At 61.0% G+C, this 19,122-nt stretch carries 20 protein-coding genes and 1 riboswitch; of the genes, 16 read left to right on the top strand and 4 right to left on the bottom strand.

The window, feature by feature from the left end:
* Positions 1-51 precede the first annotated feature (51 nt).
* A complete protein-coding gene (locus IB246_RS17575) occupies positions 52-636 on the bottom strand; it encodes a hypothetical protein (protein ID WP_008033558.1) in 585 nt (194 codons plus the stop codon).
* Positions 637-790: 154 nt separating this feature from the next.
* Positions 791-1,026: riboswitch (cobalamin riboswitch) on the top strand.
* A gap of 80 nt (positions 1,027-1,106) precedes the next feature.
* Here IB246_RS17575 and cobO point away from each other — a divergent pair.
* From cobO to IB246_RS17510, 14 genes are all read left to right on the top strand, one after another.
* Positions 1,107-1,718: a cob(I)yrinic acid a,c-diamide adenosyltransferase gene (gene cobO, locus IB246_RS17570; protein WP_008033559.1), complete on the top strand. Its 612-nt coding sequence runs from the start codon at positions 1,107-1,109 to the stop codon at positions 1,716-1,718.
* Complete coding sequence (locus IB246_RS17565; RefSeq protein ID WP_008039197.1) at positions 1,715-3,097, top strand: cobyrinate a,c-diamide synthase; 1,383 nt, start codon at positions 1,715-1,717, stop codon at positions 3,095-3,097. The genes cobO and IB246_RS17565 overlap by 4 nt, the downstream gene beginning before the upstream one ends.
* Positions 3,094-3,744: a 5,6-dimethylbenzimidazole synthase gene (gene bluB, locus IB246_RS17560; RefSeq protein ID WP_008039195.1), complete on the top strand. Its 651-nt coding sequence runs from the start codon at positions 3,094-3,096 to the stop codon at positions 3,742-3,744. The genes IB246_RS17565 and bluB overlap by 4 nt, the downstream gene beginning before the upstream one ends.
* Positions 3,741-4,649 (top strand): adenosylcobinamide-phosphate synthase CbiB, encoded by a 909-nt coding sequence (gene cbiB, locus IB246_RS17555; RefSeq protein ID WP_008039194.1) that lies wholly within the window; start codon positions 3,741-3,743, stop codon positions 4,647-4,649. Before bluB ends, cbiB begins: the two co-directional genes overlap by 4 nt.
* Positions 4,642-5,634, top strand: a complete 993-nt coding sequence (gene cobD, locus IB246_RS17550; RefSeq protein ID WP_008039193.1) for a threonine-phosphate decarboxylase CobD — start codon at positions 4,642-4,644, stop codon at positions 5,632-5,634. Before cbiB ends, cobD begins: the two co-directional genes overlap by 8 nt.
* Positions 5,631-7,082 (top strand): cobyric acid synthase, encoded by a 1,452-nt coding sequence (locus IB246_RS17545; RefSeq protein WP_008039192.1) that lies wholly within the window; start codon positions 5,631-5,633, stop codon positions 7,080-7,082. Before cobD ends, IB246_RS17545 begins: the two co-directional genes overlap by 4 nt.
* 128 nt (positions 7,083-7,210) lie before the next feature.
* Positions 7,211-7,732, top strand: coding sequence for a bifunctional adenosylcobinamide kinase/adenosylcobinamide-phosphate guanylyltransferase (gene cobU / locus IB246_RS17540; protein ID WP_008039191.1), 522 nt, complete (start codon positions 7,211-7,213; stop codon positions 7,730-7,732).
* Entirely contained in the window at positions 7,729-8,784 is a 1,056-nt protein-coding gene (gene cobT, locus IB246_RS17535) for a nicotinate-nucleotide--dimethylbenzimidazole phosphoribosyltransferase (RefSeq protein WP_008039190.1), read from the top strand. The genes cobU and cobT overlap by 4 nt, the downstream gene beginning before the upstream one ends.
* Complete coding sequence (gene cobC / locus IB246_RS17530) at positions 8,781-9,356, top strand: alpha-ribazole phosphatase family protein (RefSeq protein WP_008039189.1); 576 nt, start codon at positions 8,781-8,783, stop codon at positions 9,354-9,356. Before cobT ends, cobC begins: the two co-directional genes overlap by 4 nt.
* A gap of 2 nt (positions 9,357-9,358) precedes the next feature.
* On the top strand, positions 9,359-10,093 hold the full coding sequence (locus IB246_RS17525) for an adenosylcobinamide-GDP ribazoletransferase (protein WP_008039188.1): 735 nt from the start codon (positions 9,359-9,361) through the stop codon (positions 10,091-10,093).
* 153 nt (positions 10,094-10,246) lie between these two features.
* On the top strand, positions 10,247-10,651 hold the full coding sequence (locus IB246_RS17520; protein ID WP_008033571.1) for a MarR family winged helix-turn-helix transcriptional regulator: 405 nt from the start codon (positions 10,247-10,249) through the stop codon (positions 10,649-10,651).
* A gap of 52 nt (positions 10,652-10,703) precedes the next feature.
* Positions 10,704-11,912, top strand: coding sequence for an MFS transporter (locus IB246_RS17515; RefSeq protein ID WP_008033572.1), 1,209 nt, complete (start codon positions 10,704-10,706; stop codon positions 11,910-11,912).
* Entirely contained in the window at positions 11,909-12,031 is a 123-nt protein-coding gene (locus IB246_RS28855; protein ID WP_008033574.1) for a hypothetical protein, read from the top strand. Before IB246_RS17515 ends, IB246_RS28855 begins: the two co-directional genes overlap by 4 nt.
* Positions 12,032-12,092: 61 nt before the next feature.
* Complete coding sequence (locus tag IB246_RS17510; RefSeq protein ID WP_404943247.1) at positions 12,093-12,641, top strand: glutathione peroxidase; 549 nt, start codon at positions 12,093-12,095, stop codon at positions 12,639-12,641.
* A 90-nt stretch (positions 12,642-12,731) separates the two neighbouring features.
* Here IB246_RS17510 and IB246_RS17505 read toward each other — a convergent pair whose 3' ends face one another.
* The 3 genes from IB246_RS17505 to IB246_RS17495 form a co-directional block, all read right to left on the bottom strand.
* A complete protein-coding gene (locus IB246_RS17505) occupies positions 12,732-14,012 on the bottom strand; it encodes an OmpP1/FadL family transporter (protein WP_008039174.1) in 1,281 nt (426 codons plus the stop codon).
* Between the two features lie 146 nt (positions 14,013-14,158).
* Positions 14,159-14,641 carry a hypothetical protein gene (locus IB246_RS17500; protein WP_008033583.1) on the bottom strand — a complete coding sequence of 161 codons (483 nt, stop codon included), beginning with the start codon at positions 14,639-14,641 and terminating at the stop codon, positions 14,159-14,161.
* A gap of 1,287 nt (positions 14,642-15,928) precedes the next feature.
* Positions 15,929-16,153, bottom strand: a complete 225-nt coding sequence (locus IB246_RS17495; RefSeq protein ID WP_008031832.1) for a hypothetical protein — start codon at positions 16,151-16,153, stop codon at positions 15,929-15,931.
* 997 nt (positions 16,154-17,150) lie between these two features.
* Between IB246_RS17495 and IB246_RS17490 the strand changes: the two genes are divergently transcribed.
* On the top strand, positions 17,151-17,474 hold the full coding sequence (locus IB246_RS17490; protein ID WP_032832831.1) for a sel1 repeat family protein: 324 nt from the start codon (positions 17,151-17,153) through the stop codon (positions 17,472-17,474).
* 175 nt (positions 17,475-17,649) lie between these two features.
* Entirely contained in the window at positions 17,650-19,014 is a 1,365-nt protein-coding gene (gene rmuC / locus IB246_RS17485; protein WP_177318191.1) for a DNA recombination protein RmuC, read from the top strand.
* The last annotated feature ends 108 nt before the right edge of the window (positions 19,015-19,122 follow it).

The raw sequence follows: 19,122 nt of genomic DNA, 5'->3' as shown, positions 1-19,122 counted from the left end.
ATGCAGTGACCTGATCAATAGAGAAGTGCAAACCCGCGATGGTTCAACCGGTCAGCCGCGGGCTTCCTTGAACAGTACGGCGATGCCGGGATGATAGTTGCCCGCTTCGTTGCGCAACTTGCGGTAGGCGTAGGGGAAATACCAGGCGACCGCGCAGCTGTGTTCCTTTTGCAGGTCGTCGACCATGTCCTGGAGTTCTTCCGGCGTGGCGCCGTGCTGGGCCTTTTGCGGGGCGACGAACAGGCAGCCGAGTTTCAGGTCGCTGGCGTAGCTGATGCGCTTGGCGTCGCTGGTGATATCGGCCAGGGCCTGCGTCAGGTTCAAGCTGTTGACCCGTGGCCAGCGTTGCGTGGCCTGGAGGTAGGCGCGTTCTTCGCTGCTGGCGATGAACAGGTCGGCGCGGGCGTTGCGTTCGCCTTCCTCGTTTTGTTTGCGGGTGGGTGTGTTCTGCAGCGTGACCATTTCCGCCATCCACGCGGCAGCCGAGAGCAAGCCGAGGTTGGCTTTTTCGTCGTACCAGTAAGGCGTGTCGTTATCGCCGCGCACCGCGTTGTAGCGGTCGATACAGTCAAACCAGCGCTCCAGCACCGGGCGCAGGAATTCCAGCTTCGGATTGCTGATGGTCATGCCTTGCATGTGGCTCACCCTTGTTATTGTGTTGTCAGGTTGTGGCGCTTTGATATCACTGCTGAGAGTGTGGCACAAGATTGGCGTCATTTTATTGATCGACGGCAGTTATTCGCCCGGCGGTCTCCCGGCTTTAATTGACGCTCCACCCCCAACCCTCTAACCTTCGCGGCTTGTTTCAGGTGCTCTGTGGCGTCAGTCGACAGAGTGAAACAGGGAAGCCGGTGTGTGCGCTCGTTCAACTCATGAACAGTCACGATCCCGGCGCTGCCCCCGCAACGGTAAATGAGTGAAGGCTGCGCCTTGAGCCACTGTGTCGAATGTCGATATGGGAAGGCGCGCAGTCAGGCGAAACGCCGCTCATGAGCCCGGAGACCGGCCTGATCCATTCAGCGGCATCACGGTGGGCGATGCCAGGCTTCTTGCCGTCTATTCTTGTGCCTGCCCGCCGTTATCCAGCCTCAACGGAGAGCTCCCCCATGACTGATACTCCCGATCGTGACGAACGCCATCTGGCGCGCATGCTGCGCAAAAAAGCCGTGATCGACGAACGCATCGCCAATTCCCCGAATGAATGCGGCCTGCTGCTGGTGCTGACCGGCAACGGCAAGGGCAAAAGCAGCTCGGCCTTCGGCATGCTCGCCCGCTCGATGGGCCACGGCATGCAGTGCGGCGTGGTGCAGTTCATCAAGGGGCGCAGCAGCACGGGCGAAGAGTTGTTCTTCCGACGCTTCCCGGAGCAGGTGCGTTTTCATGTGATGGGCGAGGGCTTTACCTGGGAAACCCAGGACCGCCAGCGTGACATCGCCGCCGCCGAAGCCGCGTGGGAAGTGTCTCGCGAACTGTTGCGCGATCCGTCAATCGGCCTGGTGGTGCTCGATGAACTGAATATCGCCCTCAAGCACGGCTACCTCGACCTTGATCAGGTGCTCAGTGACTTGCAGGCGCGTCCGCCGATGCAACACGTTGTCGTCACGGGTCGCGGCGCCAAGCCGGAAATGATCGAGCTGGCTGACACCGTCACTGAAATGGGCGTCATCAAGCACGCCTTCCAGGCCGGGATCAAAGCGCAAAAAGGCGTCGAGCTGTGAATCAACCACGTCATTGCCCGGCGGTCTTGATTGCCGCGCCGGCCTCCGGTCAGGGCAAGACCACCGTCACCGCCGCGCTGGCCCGTTTGCATCGCAATCAGGGTCGCAAGGTGCGCGTGTTCAAATGCGGCCCGGACTTTCTCGACCCGATGATTCTCGAGCGCGCCAGCGGTGCGCCGGTGTATCAACTGGACATGTGGATGGTCGGCGAGCAGGAAAGTCGTCGACTGTTGTGGGAAGCCGCCGGTGAAGCGGACCTGATCCTGATCGAAGGTGTCATGGGCCTGTTCGACGGCACGCCGTCCAGCGCCGATCTGGCGCGGCACTTTGGTGTGCCGGTGCTCGGGGTGATCGACGGCACGGCGATGGCGCAGACCTTTGGTGCGCTGGCGCTGGGGCTGGCGAAGTATCAGCCGGACTTGCCGTTCGCCGGCGTGCTGGCCAACCGCGTGGGCACCTTGCGCCATGCGCAATTGCTCGAAGGCAGCCTGACGGAAGGCTTGCGCTGGTACGGCGCGTTGTCCCGGGAAACCGGGATCGAGCTGCCGAGTCGGCATCTTGGTCTGGTGCAAGCCAGCGAGCTGAATGACCTCGACCTGCGCCTCGACGCGGCGGCCGAATCGCTGGCCAACAGCTGCGACGTTACGCTGCCGCCGCCTGTGGAATTCGCCGCTCCAGAAGTGATCGCCGCCGAGCCGTTGCTGGCCGGTGTCCGAATCGCCGTGGCCCGTGATGAGGCGTTCGCTTTCACCTACGGTGCGAGCCTGGATTTGCTTCGGGCCATGGGCGCCGAATTGTCATTCTTCTCGCCGATCCGCGACACGCAATTGCCGGAGGCTGACAGCCTCTATCTGCCGGGCGGCTACCCGGAATTGCACCATGTGGCGCTGTCTCGGAATACTCAAATGCTCAACGCCATTCGCGCTCATCACGCGGCGGGTAAACCCTTGCTGGCCGAGTGTGGCGGCATGTTGTATTTGCTCGATTCGCTGACCGATGTCGAAGGCACGCGGGCGGAGCTGGTTGGTTTGCTGGCCGGTGATGCGGTGATGCAGAAACGATTGGCGGCGCTGGCGTTGCAGGCGGTTGACTTGCCGGAAGGTTCGCTGCGCGGGCATACCTATCATCACTCGCTGACCAGCACCGAGCTTGAGCCGATTGCTCGTGGCCTGAGCCCGAATGGCGGGCGTGGGGCGGAGGCGGTTTATCGTGAGGGGCGGATGACCGCTTCTTATGTGCATTTTTATTTTCCGTCGAATCCGACCGCGATTGCCGCGTTGTTTGCGCCTGACCGGGAGGCCGCCATCGCTGGCAAGCCAGCTCCTACAGTTGATCACCTAACCCCTGTAGGAGCTGGCTTGCCAGCGATGAGGCCATGACCGACAACGCCTTTTCGGAAGCCGAACGCGAAGCGGTCTACCGAGCAATCGCCGAACGCCGCGACATGCGCCACTTCAGCGGCGGCACCGTCGAACCCGAGTTGCTCCGGCGTCTGCTCGACGCCGCGCACCAGGCGCCAAGCGTCGGCCTGATGCAGCCCTGGCGGTTCATCCGCATCAGCGACCGGGCCCTGCGCGGCAAGATCCAGTTGCTGGTGGAAGAGGAGCGCATGCGCACCGCCGAAGCCCTCGGCGAGCGCACCGATGAATTCATGAAGTTGAAAGTCGAAGGCATCAACGACTGCGCCGAGGTGCTGGTCGCTGCGCTGATGGACGATCGCGAGCGGCACATCTTTGGCCGTCGCACCTTGCCGGAAATGGACATGGCGTCGTTGTCCTGCGCAATCCAGAACCTGTGGCTGGCGTCCCGTGCCGAAGGACTCGGCATGGGCTGGGTCTCTTTGTTCGAGCCGCAAGCCCTAGCCGACCTGCTGGGTTTGCCCGCCGGGGCCAAGCCTTTGGCTGTTCTTTGCCTGGGCCCGGTCAAGGAATTCTATCCGGCGCCGATGCTGGTACTCGAAGGCTGGGCGCAAGCGCGCCCGCTCAGTGAAATGCTGTACGAAAATTATTGGGGAGTGAGTCAATGAGTGTGGCGTTGTTGAGTGTCGCCGCGGTTGCGCTGGATGCGCTGCTGGGTGAACCCAAACGCTGGCATCCGCTGGTGGCGTTCGGCCGTTTTGCCGACCGCATCGAGCAACGTTTCAATGGTGGCGGGCGCGGCTGGCGCAGCCACGGCGTAACGGCATGGGTGATTGCGGTGTTGCCGCTGACCTTGCTGGCCACGGCGTTTTCCTGGGCGCCTTACGTTGGCTGGATCGTTGAAATTCTCGCGCTCTATTGCGCCCTCGGCCTGCGCAGTCTCGGTGAACACGTCGAGCCGGTCGCCAAGGCCCTGCGCAGTGATGATCTGGAGGAGGCGCGCACATGCGTTGGCTATCTGGTCAGTCGCCAGACCAGCGAACTGGATCAAACCGAAGTGGCCCGCGCCGCTACCGAATCGGTGCTGGAGAACGGCAGCGACGCGGTGTTTGCTGCGCTGTTCTGGTTTGCCGTGGCCGGTGCGCCGGGCGTGGTGCTCTACCGATTGAGCAATACGCTGGATGCGATGTGGGGCTATCGCAACGAACGCTTCGAACGGTTTGGCTGGGCGGCGGCGAAAATCGACGACGTACTCAACTACATTCCGGCGCGGCTGGTGGCATTGACCTACGCGCTGCTGGGCAAAACCCGACTTGCACTGAAATGCTGGCGCACCCAGGGCCCGACCTGGGACAGCCCGAACGCCGGGCCGGTGATGGCTGCGGGGGCGGGTGCGCTGGGTGTCGAGTTGGGCGGGGCGGCGATTTATCACGGCGAGTTGCATCAGCGTCCGCAGCTGGGCGAAGGCGTGCCGGCGGACGCCGACTCCATTGACCGTGGCTGGCAATTGGTCCAGCGCGGGGTATGGTTATGGCTGCTGATTCTCTGCGTGGGAGCTGAATTCTATGCTTGAACACGGTGGACGGTTGCGCAAGGCTGCGCTCGAATACGGTATCGCCGAAGCCGATTGGCTTGACCTGTCCAGCGGCCTCGCGCCCTGGCCGTTTCCAGTCCCGGACATTCCGTTGCGCGCCTGGGCGCGGTTACCGGAAAACGATGACGGTCTGGAGCAGGCCGCCTGTGATTATTACGGCACCGCGCAGGTGTTGCCGGTGGCCGGTTCGCAAATGGCGATCCAGTTGCTGCCGCGTTTGCGGCGGGACGGCAAGGTGGGCGTGCTGTCGCCGTGTTACGCCGAGCACGCCGAAGCCTGGCGTCGCAACGGTTACATCGTGCGTGAAGTGCTGGAGCAGGAAGTCGACTTCTTCCTCGACAGTCTCGATGTGCTGGTGGTGGTCAATCCGAACAATCCGACGGGTTTGAGCCTGACCCCGAGCCGTCTGCTCGACTGGCATTCCAGGCTGGCGCAGCGCGGCGGCTGGCTGGTAGTCGACGAAGCCTTCATGGACAACACGCCGCAGCTGAGTCTGGCGCCATGTGCCCATATGGTGGGCTTGATCGTGCTGCGTTCCTTCGGCAAGTTTTTTGGTCTGGCCGGGGTGCGCTTGGGCTTCGTACTGGCGGAGCGCAAGTTGCTCAAGTTGCTCGCCGAACAAGTCGGCCCCTGGGCCGTCAGCGGGCCGACCCGCGTGTTGGGGCAAGCCTGCCTGAAGGATGCCGAAGGCCACGCCAGACAACGTCTGCGTACCGAAGAAGCCAGCAAACGGTTGGCGCTGTTGCTTGAAGAACACGGCTTCAAACCTCAGGGCGGTTGCGCGTTGTTTCAATGGCTGGTGACCGAGTGCGCCGAAGAGCTGCATGAGTTCATGGCCCGACGCGGCATCCTGCTGCGGTTGTTCACCCACAACAGCAGCCTGCGTTTCGGCCTGCCCGGCGAAGAAGCCGACTGGACCCGTCTCGCGCAAGCGTTTACAGATTACGCCAAGGAAAGCCGATGACTACGCTGATGGTGCAAGGCACTACATCGGACGCCGGTAAAAGCACGCTGGTGACGGCGTTGTGTCGCTGGGTTACGCGGCAGGGCGTGCGCGTGGTGCCGTTCAAGCCGCAGAACATGGCGCTCAACAGCGCCGTGACTGCTGACGGTGGCGAGATCGGCCGCGCGCAAGCCGTGCAGGCTCAGGCCGCCAACCTCGAACCGCACACCGACATGAACCCGGTATTGCTCAAACCCAATAGCGACACCGGTGCCCAGGTGATCATCCATGGGCGCGCCGTCACGACCATGAACGCGGTCGCCTATCACGACTACAAAACCATCGCCATGCAAGCGGTGCTGGCCTCCCATGCGCGGCTGAGCGCGGCGTATCCAGTGGTCATGGTCGAAGGCGCAGGCTCGCCGGCCGAGATCAATCTGCGCGCCGGCGACATCGCCAACATGGGGTTCGCCGAGGCAGTGGATTGCCCAGTTGTATTGATCGCCGACATCAATCGCGGTGGGGTGTTCGCGCATCTGGTAGGCACCCTGGAACTGCTGTCGCCAAGCGAGCAGGCACGGGTCAAAGGCTTCATCATCAACCGTTTTCGCGGCGACATTGCCTTGCTGCAACCGGGCCTCGACTGGCTGGAAGCACGCACCGGCAAACCGGTGATTGGCGTTCTGCCGTACGTGATGGACCTGCATCTGGAAGCCGAGGACGGCATCGATCAGCGCCAGGCCGACAAGGCCGATCAAGTGCTCAAAGTGGTGGTGCCGGTGTTGCCGCGCATCAGCAACCACACCGACTTCGATCCGCTGCGCCTGCACCCGCAAGTCGACCTGCAATTCATCGGCCCCGGCCAGCCGATTCCGCCCGCCGACCTGATCATTCTTCCTGGCTCGAAAAGCGTGCGCAGCGACCTTGCGTATCTGCGCGCCAACGGCTGGGAAACCGCCATCGCCCGCCATCTGCGCTACGGCGGAAAAGTCCTGGGTATTTGCGGCGGCCTGCAAATGCTCGGCGAGCAGGTGCACGATCCGTTGGGCCTTGAAGGTGCGCCGGGCTCCAGCGCCGGTTTGGGGTTGTTGGCGTTCGAAACGCAACTGGAAGAAGAGAAGCAGTTGCGCAATGTGAGCGGGCGTCTGGCGCTGGAAGATGCGCCGGTCAGCGGCTACGAAATTCATGCCGGCGTCACCACCGGCCCGGCATTGGAAAATGCCGCCGTGCAGCTGGACGATGGTCGTTGCGATGGTGCGCAAAGTGGCGACGGGCAGATTTTCGGCACCTACCTGCATGGCCTGTTTGAATCGCCGGCGGCGTGCAGTGCGCTGTTGCGCTGGGCGGGTTTGCAGGATGTGCAGGAAGTGGATTACCACGGGGTGCGTGAGCGAGATATCGAGCGGTTGGCGGATTTGGTGGAGAAGCATCTGGATACCCGACTGTTGCGTGAGCTCTGCGGGATTTGAGGTGGCTGTTCTGGCCCCTTCGCGGGCAAGCCTCGCTCCTACAAGATCGAGAGTCGCGCAAACCCGTAGGAGCGAGGCTTGCCCGCGAAGAGGCCATTGACCGCACCGCCTATTTGAAGGAATGAACCATGCTGCAACTGATCCTCGGCGGCGCCCGTTCCGGCAAAAGTCGCCTGGCCGAAAAACTGGCAGCAGACAGCCAGCTCCCGGTGACCTACATCGCCACCAGCCAACCCCTGGACGGTGAAATGAGCGAGCGGGTCGCCCACCACCGCGCCCGTCGTCCAGCCGAATGGGCGCTGATCGAAGAACCGGTTGAGCTGGCCCGCGTCCTGCGTGAAACCGCCCGTGCCGAGCGCTGCCTGCTGGTGGATTGCCTGACCCTGTGGATGACCAATCTGCTGATGCTCGACGACGCCGAGCGCCTGACGGCCGAACGCGAAGCCCTGCTGAACTGCCTGGCGCAATTGCCGGGTGAAATCATTTTTGTCAGCAACGAGACCGGAATGGGTGTCGTGCCGCTGGGCGAATTGACTCGCCGCTACGTCGATGAAGCCGGTTGGCTGCATCAAGCTTTGGCCGAGCGCTGTCAGCGAGTCGTCCTGACCGTCGCCGGCCTGCCCCTGACTCTGAAAGGAACTGCGTTATGACTCAATCCTGGTGGCTGAACCCGTGCAAGCCGATCGATGCCCAAGCCGTCGAGCAGGCTGAAGCCCGGCAACAGCAACTGACCAAACCGGCCGGTTCCCTCGGGCGGCTGGAGTCGGTGGCGGTGCAGTTGGCGGGATTGCAGGGGCAGGTCAAGCCGAGCCTGGATCAGCTGTGGATCGCGATTTTTGCCGGCGACCATGGCGTGGTCGCCGAAGGTGTGTCGGCGTTTCCCCAGGAAGTCACCGGGCAGATGCTGCACAACTTCGTCAACGGTGGCGCGGCGATCAGTGTGTTGGCGCGCCAACTCGGCGCGTCGCTCGAAGTGGTCGACCTCGGCACGGTCACGCCGTCGCTGAATCTGCCGGGTGTGCGCCATTTGAACATCGGTGCCGGCACCGCGAATTTTGTCGACGGCCCGGCCATGACTCAAGCCCAGGGTGAACTCGCCTTGCAGGCCGGTCGCGACAGCGTGCAGCGCGCCATTGCGGCGGGCGCGCAGTTGTTCATCGGCGGCGAGATGGGCATCGGCAACACCACGGCGGCCAGTGCGTTGGCCTGTGCCTTGCTGGATTGTCCGGTGGTGCACTTGACCGGGCCGGGCACCGGCCTCAATGCGGCAGGTGTCAGTCATAAGGCTCAGGTCATCGAACGTGCCTTGGCCTTGCACAGCGCTCAGCGTGGCGATGCACTGCAAACCCTGTTCAACCTCGGTGGTTTTGAAATCGCCGCACTGGTCGGCGCGTATCTGGCGTGTGCCCAGGAAGGTGTCGCGGTGCTGGTGGACGGGTTCATTTGCAGCGTCGCCGCATTGGTGGCGGTGCGCTTGAATCCGCATTGCCGCGAGTGGCTGTTGTTCGGGCATCGCGGTGCCGAGCCGGGTCATCGCCATGTGCTGGAAACCCTGAACGCCGAACCCTTGCTGGACCTCGGTCTGCGCTTGGGCGAGGGCAGCGGCGCGGCGTTGGCCGTGCCGTTGCTGCGCCTGGCGTGTGACCTCCACGGGCAAATGGCGACCTTCGCCGAAGCCGCCGTGGCGGACCGTCCGGCATGACCTTGCGCCTGGACCTGTTGCGTCACGGCGAAACCGAACTGGGCGGCGGTTTGCGCGGCAGCCTCGACGATGCACTGACCGCCACAGGCTGGGCGCAGATGCGCGCAGCGGTGGTCGCGCAGGGGCCATGGGATCGTCTGGTCAGTTCGCCATTGCAACGCTGTGCGCGGTTCGCCGAAGAACTTGGTGCGCAACTGGGTTTGCCCGTGCAGCTGGATAAAGATCTGCAGGAACTGCATTTCGGTGCCTGGGAAGGGCAGAGCGCAGCGGCGCTGATGGAAACGGATGCCGAGGCGTTGGGTTTGTTCTGGGCCGACCCCTATTCGTTTACGCCGCCGCAGGGTGAGCGCGTCGCGGATTTTTCGACGCGAGTACTGGCCGCGGTCGGGCGTTTGCAGGCTGCCTGCGCGGGCGAGCGTGTGTTGCTGATCAGTCATGGCGGCGTCATGCGTTTGTTGCTGGCGCAGGCGCGGGGATTGCCGCGCGAGCAGTTGCTCAACGTTGAAGTGGGCCATGGTTCGCTGTTTTCGTTGAACGTCGAACCCGGCGTCATTCTCAAGGAAGCGATCTGATCATGTTGCCGTTCTGGATCGCCCTGCAATTTCTGAGCAGCCTGCCGATTCGTCTGCCGGGCATGCCGGCGCCGCAGGAACTGGGGCGCTCGCTGCTGTTTTATCCGCTGGTGGGGCTGTTGTTCGGCGGGATCTTGTGGGCGTTGAACTGGGCGTTGTCGGGCACGCCGTTGTTGCTGCACGCGGCGTTGCTGTTGACGGTTTGGGTGTTGCTCAGCGGTGCGTTGCACCTCGACGGCCTGGCTGATAGCGCTGATGCGTGGCTCGGTGGTTTTGGCGATCGCGAGCGAACGCTGACGATCATGAAGGACCCGCGCAGCGGTCCGATAGCGGTGGTCACGCTGGTATTGGTGTTGCTGCTGAAGTTCGCGGCGTTGCTGGCATTGATTGAGCAGCAGCACAGCGTTTTTCTGATCATCGTTCCGTTGATTGGCCGTGCTGCGTTGCTGGGGTTGTTCCTGACCACGCCGTATGTGCGGGCCGGTGGCTTGGGGCAGGCGCTGGCCGATCATCTGCCGCGTCTGGCCGGCAAGCAGGTGCTGGCGGTCAGTGCATTGGCTTGTGTGCTGATTGCAGGGCTCGGCGGTGTCGTGGCGTTGGTGTTGGCGGCGCTGGTGTTTGTCTGGTTGCGGCAGGTGATGCTGCGGCGATTGGGCGGGACCACGGGCGATACGGCGGGGGCGTTGCTGGAATTGCTGGAGGTGGTTTTATTGATTGGCCTTGCACTGTTCCTGTAGGAGCGAGCGGTGCGGCGATCCGACTTGCCCGCGAAGAACGATAACTCAGTTTTTCTGTTAGACCGCGGGGCATTCTTCGCGGGCAAGCCTCGCTCCTACAGGGTTTTGTATCAAAAATTTGCATTCATTCAACCGCGGGTATATACACGCACCATGCTCGACTCTCAATGTTTATGCATCAACCTGCGTCGCGCCGCCCGTGGCGTCAGCAGGCACTACGACGGCGCTCTCGACGGCTTCGGAATCAACGTTGCCCAGTATTCTTTGCTGTGCAATCTGCAGCGTCTGAATGAACCGAGTATTTCCACCCTGGCGGAAGCCATGGGCCTGGACCGCAGCACCCTCGGGCGCAACCTGCGGGTATTGGAAGGCGACGGCCTGGTCATGCTGGTCGAGGGCGAAGACATGCGTAATCGCATCGTCAGGTTGACCGAGGCCGGCGCTGAACGCCTGAAAGCGGCCTTGCCGGCCTGGGAGGCGGCGCAGCAGCGACTGGTTGATCGTCTGGGCGCCGAAAAACGCGAAATTTTGCTGAAGCTGCTGGACGAACTGGCCTGACGCCGGTTTTTCCGATCTTAAGCGGGTATATACCCGCTACCGGAGAATAAGAATGACATCGATGTGGCGTACTTGCGGTTGGGTTTTAGTGGGGAGTGCGCTGATCCTTGCGTTGTCTCTGGGCGTGCGACACGGCTTCGGGCTGTTTCTGGCGCCGATGAGTGCCGAGTTCGGTTGGGGGCGTGAGACGTTTGCCTTTGCCATCGCCTTGCAGAACCTGATCTGGGGCCTGGCGCAGCCCTTTACCGGCGCGTTGGCCGACCGCTTCGGCGCGGCGAAAGTGGTGCTGATCGGCGGCGTGCTCTACGCGATGGGCCTGCTGTTCATGGGCTTGTCCGATTCGGCAGTAACCCTGTCGCTGAGCGCGGGACTATTGATCGGTATCGGGCTGTCGGGCACCTCATTTTCGGTGATTCTGGGCGTGGTTGGCCGCGTGGTACCCCCGGAGAAACGTAGCATGGGCATGGGCATCGCCAGCGCTGCCGGCTCTTTTGGCCAGTTCGCGATGGTACCGGGCACGCTGGGTTTGATCGGTTGGCTCGGCTGGTCGGCGGCATTGCTGGCGCTGGGCCTGCTGGTGGCGCTGATCGTGCCGCTGGTGAGCATGCTCAAGGACAAGCCATTACCGGTTCTCGGTCACGAGCAGACCCTCTCCGAAGCCTTGCGCGAAGCCTGTTCCCATTCGGGATTCTGGCTGCTGTCTTTCGGCTTTTTTGTCTGCGGTTTCCAGGTGGTGTTCATCGGTGTGCACTTGCCGGCGTATCTGGTGGATCAGCATTTGCCCGCCACGGTCGGTACGACGGTGCTGGCGCTGATCGGGTTGTTCAACATCTTCGGTACTTACACAGCGGGCTGGCTCGGCGGGCGGATGTCCAAGCCGCGTTTGCTCACCGGTCTGTATGTGCTGCGGGCTGTGGTGATTGTCCTGTTTCTGTGGGCGCCGGTGACGACAACCACGGCGTATCTGTTTGGCATGGCCATGGGCTTCCTGTGGCTGTCGACGGTGCCGTTGACCAACGGCACTGTGGCGACCTTGTTCGGTGTAAGAAATCTGTCCATGCTCGGTGGGATCGTTTTCCTGTTCCACCAACTCGGATCGTTCCTGGGTGGTTGGTTGGGCGGGGTGGTGTATGACCGAACCGGGAGTTATGACTTGATCTGGCAAGTAGCGATTCTTTTGAGCCTGTTGGCGGCTGCCTTGAATTGGCCTGTGCGTGAGCGGCCGGTGGCGCGCCTGCAAACCCGGATGAGCGCGACATGAACAGCCTCTGGCCACGAATCGCCGTGGCAGCGGGCGGCCTGTTGCTGCTGGCCCTGGCGTGGTGGGGCTGGCATCAGGGCGGGCTGGCGTTGATGCAATTGGGCATGGGCGCTTGCTAGCACGATGTGAGGGCGAGTAAGTTCAATGCAGACGACTTTTCAAGGATGCATGGACATGCTGATGCGCTGGTTTGCCGTTCCCGCGTTACTCATGGCGTTTACCGGATTGGCTCAAGCGGCCGACGAGTGCCCTGAGCTTTTGCAAGGCTCGTTGCCCAAGCTGCGGGCCAAGGAAACGATCGACCTGTGCCAGCGCTTCGCCGGCAAACCGCTGGTGGTGGTCAACACCGCGAGCTTTTGCGGTTTCGCCCCTCAGTTCAAAAGCCTGGAGGCGCTGAATCAGCGTTACAAGGGGCAGGGGCTGGAGGTGATCGGTGTGCCTTCCAATGACTTCAAGCAGGAATCCAAGGATGGTGCGGAAACCGCCAAGGTTTGCTACGTGAATTACGGCGTGACCTTCACTATGACCGAGACGCAGAAGGTTCGCGGTGATGATGCGATTCATCTGTTCCAGGTGCTTGCCGCCCAAAGCGATGCGCCGAAGTGGAATTTCTACAAGTATGTGGTCGATCGCAAAGGCAAGGTGATCGCCAACTTCTCCAGCCTCACCACGCCTGACGATCCAGAATTCATCGCCGCCGTGGAAAAAGCCCTGGCTTCACAACCCTGATCGACATCCACTAAAAAGCCCCGCCTCTGTAAAGAGCGCGGGGCTTTTTTGATTCAGGCGGCGAGGGGTTCAGGCTCGCCGTGAATCACATCAGAAGCGGTAGGTCGCACCAATGCCGAAACCGTTCGCCCAGTTTTCATACTTGGCGTTGTAGGTCTGGTTGCGAGGAGCACCGTTGCTGTTGTTGACCTTGACCGACTCTTCGCGCAGGTACGAATACGCTACGTCGATGGTCAGGTCGTCGGTCGGGCTCCAGCCAGCGCCCAGGCTGAAGATCTTGCGATCGCCAGTCGGAATGCGCGGGGAACGGTTTTCGTTGTTGGTCGGCGCCTGGTCGACGGACAGACCGGTACGCAGCACCCATTGCTTGTTCAGCTGATAGGAAGCACCGATGGCGTGAGCCCAGGTGTCGTGCCAGTTCTGCTCTTCAGTGATCGTGCGAAGGCCGCGCGCTGCCAGAGCGGCAGGAACGCCTTCGTTCTCGACGGTGATTTCTTTCAGGCGGCTCCAGCGAGTCCAGGTGCTGCCTGCGTAGAGGGTCCACTTGTCGTCCAGCTGATGAGTGACCGAGAAGTCCACGGACTCAGGCGTGGTGATGTCCAGCGAAGCGTCGAACTTCTGGTTCGGGTTCTGGCCCAGCGCCGCGAGTACGCCGTAGTTGACCTTGGTGTCACCGTCCAGCTTGTACTTCACTTTCGAGTGATAGGTCAGGCCGAGGCGAGTGCTTTCGAGGGCTTGAACCATGATGCCGATGTTGTAGCCGATAGCGGTGTCGTCACCCTTGATCTTGACGGTACCGTCCGCTGCCTGCGGGTTCAGCGACAGGTTCGATTCCAGCTTGCCGTCGATGCGGTTGATGGTCGGACCGAAACCGATGGACACCTTGTCGTTGAAGGCGTAGCTGACAGTTGGCTGCAGGGTGACGATCGTGACTTCGCTCTTGCTGCCGAAGTATTTGCCGGCGAAGCCGTTCTCGTAGTCGGTCACCAGGCCGAATGGTGCGTAGACGCCGAAACCGACAGCCCACTGGTCATCGATTGGCTTTACGTAGTAGCCCATGGGTACGCCCATGAAAGGGACCATGTCACCTTTGTTGGTACCACTATTCGGGCGGGAGCTTGCATCGCTGATGTCAGCGTGCGCGTCGATAAATGCAACACCACCGGTCACTTGTTCGCGCTTGAGGCGAGACATACCGGCAGGGTTGCCAAAAACGGTGGATGCGTCGTCGGCAGCAGAAGATCGCCCGGCAAAACCAGTGCCCATCCCACTGATGCTTTGTTCGTTGAGGGCAAAACCACTTGCGAAGATTTGGGTGGATGCCAAGGCAACGGCAAGGCTAAGGGTGGTTTTGAGCATTACTTTTTTCATTATTAGAACTCCTGGTGATCACCGGGGCGAAAATTACCAACATTTTCGTCCCAGCGCTATAGGCTGTATGGCTTGATTTAGAGCGGTTTTGTAGGACAATCCGACCAAAATCGCGACCTGTTGGGCGATCTTGTTAAGCGAGGGGTTCAGCAGGCGACTTGATTCAACGGTGATACACAGGTTTGCCAGGCGTAGGTGAAATCTCTCAGGCGTCCTTGGGGCTGGAAGGTCTGGCGCCAGATTCGGGCCATTCCCAGCAAGTCGTCTGCTTCGGGGAGGGGGGTGTTCTGTTCTTCGACCAGCAGCCAGGCGATGGCTGTGGCGTAACGCAGGTTTACGGTCAATTCGAGGTGTGGGCCGCTGAGGAACGCATGCTGGCTGGCCAGTCCGCGCACCAGGCTCGCGCGTTCCGGATCAAGTGCCAGGTAATGGTCCCAGAGTGCCTGGTGGCGGGGTTCGGCGATTCGGTACAAGCCGTGTCCACGGCGGTCATGCAGGGCGGAACCAAGGGCTGACTGACTGGCGGCGATGCCCAGCAGCAGGGATTCGGCGGTCGCGCTATGGCGTCCCAGGTAGATCAGTGTCGGACGGATCACATAACGGCACAGTTCGCTGGCAGCGATACCCATAAAACCCTCGAACAAGAAGTGGTCGGCGAGTCCTGAACTTAGCGTTGGCAGCGGGTGGATCGACTCAGGCTCGCCGTAAGCGGTTCAAGCCGCTTGAGTTGAAGTGTAGTGTCATATTCGCGCTGTAAAGGTCTGTTTTTAAAATATTTCCGGCAGACAGTTATAACCGTTATATCGGTTAGTGCTTACGCGGGGACTGCGAAAAGGGAAATATCGGGCAATAAAAAGATTCGTTTTTTAGGGGGGCTGGTGTGCTTTTGTTTGGGTGCATATCCATTCTTGGGGTAACGGCTGCTATTGGTTTCGCTTTTACAGCGAGTCACTTTCGAAAAGCGCGAAAGTAACCAAAGCGCTCTTGCCCCTTTCGTTCGGTGGCTCGCTAATGCTCGCCATGCCCTCGCTCCGGTCCTGCTCCGTGGGCCCGCCGCGATCGGCCATCCCTGGCCGTGCGCGGCTAACCCGGCATCCATGCCGGGTTGCCCACTGCGCAGAACCTGCGCTCAGCCTCTCGAGGGGGCGACTACCGCCACAGCCGCCGAGGCGGCCTGAAAGCCGACCTGGCTCTTTGGTGCACGCGTTCTCCTTCACTGCTGCGTTCACTCATTCCGGATATGTACACCGCTCCCCTGTAGGAGCCGGCTTGCTGGCGATGGCGTCCTTTCAGGCGATGCATGTGTCGCTGACCCACCGCTATCGCCAGCAAGCCGGCCCCTACAGTTGATCGTATTTATCCAAACACATCTGCATTTCCCTTGTAGGAGCCAGCTTGCTGGCGATGGACGCCAACGATAACGCGGGCTGTCTGAATGAACGCGTTGCCCAGACGCTTTTCGCCGGCAAGCCGGCTCCTACAGGGAATCGCGTACGCTTTTGATTTCCACCACTCATCAGGCCGAGCGTTAGCTCGCCTTCCGCTTTTGATCTAAGCGCCCCCTCGAGAGGCCGAGTGGAGGTTCTGCGCAGTGGGCAACCCGGCATGGATGCCGGGTTAGCCGCCCCCGGCCAGGGATGGCCGATGGCGGCGGGCCCACGGAGCAGGACCGGAGCGAGGGTATGCCGAGCCTAGGCGAGGCACCGAACGAAAGGGGCAAGAGCCCTTGGTTACTTGGGGCTTTTCCAAGTGACTCGCTGTAAGAGCGAAACCAATAGCCGCCGTTACCGAAGAACCGGATATGTACACCTAGTCCGGTCCCAAACGCCCAGAAACGGCCGCACACGAAACAACAGGCAATAAAAAGCCCCGCTTTTCAAGGCGAGGCTTTTGAGGTTTTCAGCGTTTCTGGCGTCTCAGGCAACCAGTGCCTGACGGGTACGCTCGATCACGGCCTGCAGCGGCTCGGCGCTGGAGTATTGATCGGGGTACAGGCGTTCGCTGTGACGAGCGATGCCGTGTTCGTTGACCAGAGTGAAACTGAAGCAGCCTTTGCGAGCGGCCATGATCAGGCAGTTCATTGGTGCAAAAGCGTTGGTTAGGGTGCGAATGGCATCCTGGGTGTGGATTTGAGTAGTCATTAATGGGTGTTCCTACAAGCGACACGGATAAGAACCGTGCAAAATTAAAACGTTCCAGTGACGACGACCACCATTGGTCGAACGAAGAACCCGACTGGAACAAAGCAGCCAGTTTGAAGCGCTGATTAAGTTGGCGCGCTTGGGCTGGCAGGTAGGTACTTAGGAGGGCAGGCAACACATCAAGGGCAAAGGTTCTGGGCCCGGGGTGAAGATCCTGATCAATTTGCAGGCTGGTTCGGTCAGAGTAAGTGAGCTTCGCAACACCCTTTGTTTTCGATTCAAAGGCTGTGTTGGCGCAAGTTTTACCTGGAAACCATCGAGGTGGTCGATCCCGCTTGTTCGGTTGAGGCTTCCTTTGGGAAGGCTGACCGGGAGGATTTGTTCGACCAGAATTGACTTTCAGCTTGGTACTAACGCCGCGGATACTAACGGATTGAATTGCAGAAAGGAAGTGTGTTAGTCAAAAACATCTCCCGGATGCCGCCATTCGTGTGCGGACTGGCGCTTACCCACAGCCAGATAGCGCCGGTTTCGCCCCGTAATGGCACAGATTCCGACCATCGGTCGTCGACGTTCGTCGGTTCGAAACCGGTCTGGATCATGGGTTCGCCAGGGTTTATCCCCAAGTCAGGTGAGAAAATGCGCCGAAAAAGCGCATGGATATAACTGCCTCGAAGGTACTTGTGCACATAAGTTGCGCGGACTGTCACCCCACTGTCATCTGCCCTTCAAACGTAGTGGGTGCCTGTAACCAAAATTTAAGTCAATGAAAAACATCGGTTTTTTTTACTGGTGAAAAAATCGTCAGTTTGACTGCGAGCCCCATTCCACAGGGCTTTGCGAGAGTTCAAGGGCGGTTGTCCACTGAGTTATCCACAGCTTCTGTGGATTGTCCCGAGCGCTTGCTCTAGGACGGGCGTGCCGGGTTTTTTTAGGCTTTACCTGTAAGAAAAAAAGAGTAGAGTGGCGCGCCTTCCGATCTGCCCCACAGTGCTTTATGAAGTTTCGCTCAGTACCAGCTCCCGCAACCTCGACACCTACCAGCGTCACCCCACCCAAGCGCTTTTCGATGCGTGTGGCCGAATGGCTGCTGGACAGCCCGCGTCTGGGCGAAAACCACAACGTCAAACATTTCGCCGGGCGTTTGCTCAAGCAGCCGGCGCGTGAAGGCGTGGTGGCCGCGCAGAGCCGTCTCGGTCAGTTGATGTGCCGCGAATGCGGGAATGCCCGGGACCGCCGTATCGGCCAGGACCTCTTGCGTCAGGCCGCGCGCGCCGGGGATCGGCGCGCTCAACAGGAACTCGGTCTGATCGAAGACTGAGCTGTCCAAGACCTGACACCTTGGTTAACCTTCAAGCTTTATCGAACGGGCAGGATTGGCTATGGCGATGGACTTGACCAGCATATTGCTCGGTCTGGCAGGTGCTGCACTGCCGTTGCTGGTATTGGCCTGGCAACTTCAGCGCCGTGCGAGCACCACGCAGTCAGAGGTTGCACTGCTGGAAGAGCGTCTGGCCATGGCCAACCTGGCACAGGATGGGTTGAATGCCCAGCTCGAAGCCGCTCGCGACGAAATCGCTGACCTGGGGCAGGCCAACGCCGCCAAGCAGGCAGACCTTGCCGCCTTGCGCCGTGAAGTCGAACTGCTGCAGATCGAACGTGATGACGCCCGCGACGCCGCTCATGCCTGGAACATCGAGCGCGCCGGCAAAGACGTTGAGTTGCGTCGCCTGGACGCTCAAGCCGCCTCGCTGAATGCCGAGCTGCGTGAGCAACAGGAAAGCCATCAGCAGCGCCTCAGTGACCTGCAAGGCTCGCGGGACGAGCTGCGTGCCCAGTTCGCCGAGCTGGCCGGCAAGATCTTCGACGAGCGCGAGCAACGCTTCGCCGAAACCAGTCAGCAGCGTTTGGGGCAGTTGCTCGATCCGTTGAAAGAGCGCATCCAGTCGTTTGAAAAACGCGTCGAGGAAAGCTATCAGGCCGAAGCGCGCGAACGCTTTTCGCTGGCCAAGGAGCTGGAGCGTCTGCAACAGCTGAACCTGCGCCTGAGTGACGAAGCGACCAACCTGACCCGCGCCTTGAAAGGGCAGAAGACCCAGGGTAACTGGGGTGAGCTGATTCTCGAGCGGGTGCTTGAGCACGCAGGCTTGGAGAAGGGCCGCGAGTATCAGACCCAGGTCAATCTCAAGGGCCCGGATGGCGAGCGGTTTCAGCCGGACGTGATCATTTATCTGCCTGGCGACAAGCAGGTGGTGGTCGACTCCAAGGTCAGCCTGACGGCCTATCAGCAATACGTGGCGGCCGAAGACGATGCCATCGGCCAGATCGCCATCAAGCAGCACGTGCTGTCGCTGCGCAACCACGTCAAAGGTCTGGCCGGCAAGGATTACAAACGGCTCGACGGCTTGCACAGCCTGGATTTCGTCTTGCTGTTCGTGCCCATCGAAGCGGCGTTTTCCGCGGCGTTGCAGGCGGAGCCAACACTGTTTCAGGAAGCGTTCGACCGCAACATCGTGATCGTCAGCCCGACCACGTTACTGGCCACCCTGCGTGTCATCGACAGCCTGTGGAAGCAGGAACGGCAGAGTCAGAACGCCCGGGAAATCGCCGAGCGGGCAGGGTGGCTGTACGACAAGTTCGTGTTGTTCATTCAGGACCTGGATGAAGTAGGCAATCGCTTGCAGCAACTGGACAAGGCCTACAGCTCAGCGCGCAACAAGCTGACGGAAGGCCGTGGCAACCTGGTCAGCCGCAGCGAACAGCTCAAGTTGCTCGGCGCGCGGGCCAGCAAGAGTCTGCCGGCGGACCTGTTGGAGCGGGCGATGACGGATGTCGATGGCCTGGTCGAGTTGCCCGAGTAACCTCAAAAGCATCGCCGGCAAGCCAGCTCCTACATTCGACCGAGTTCTAGACTGTAGGAGCCGGCTTGCCGGCGATGGCGTCCGTCAAAACACCACATCACTAAAAAC

It is taken from the genome of Pseudomonas sp. PDM01, from assembly GCF_014852325.1.
GTDB lineage: Bacteria > Pseudomonadota > Gammaproteobacteria > Pseudomonadales > Pseudomonadaceae > Aquipseudomonas > Aquipseudomonas migulae.
The sequence above is the reverse complement of the archived record's forward strand: the minus strand, read 5'-3'. Positions and strand labels throughout refer to the sequence as shown.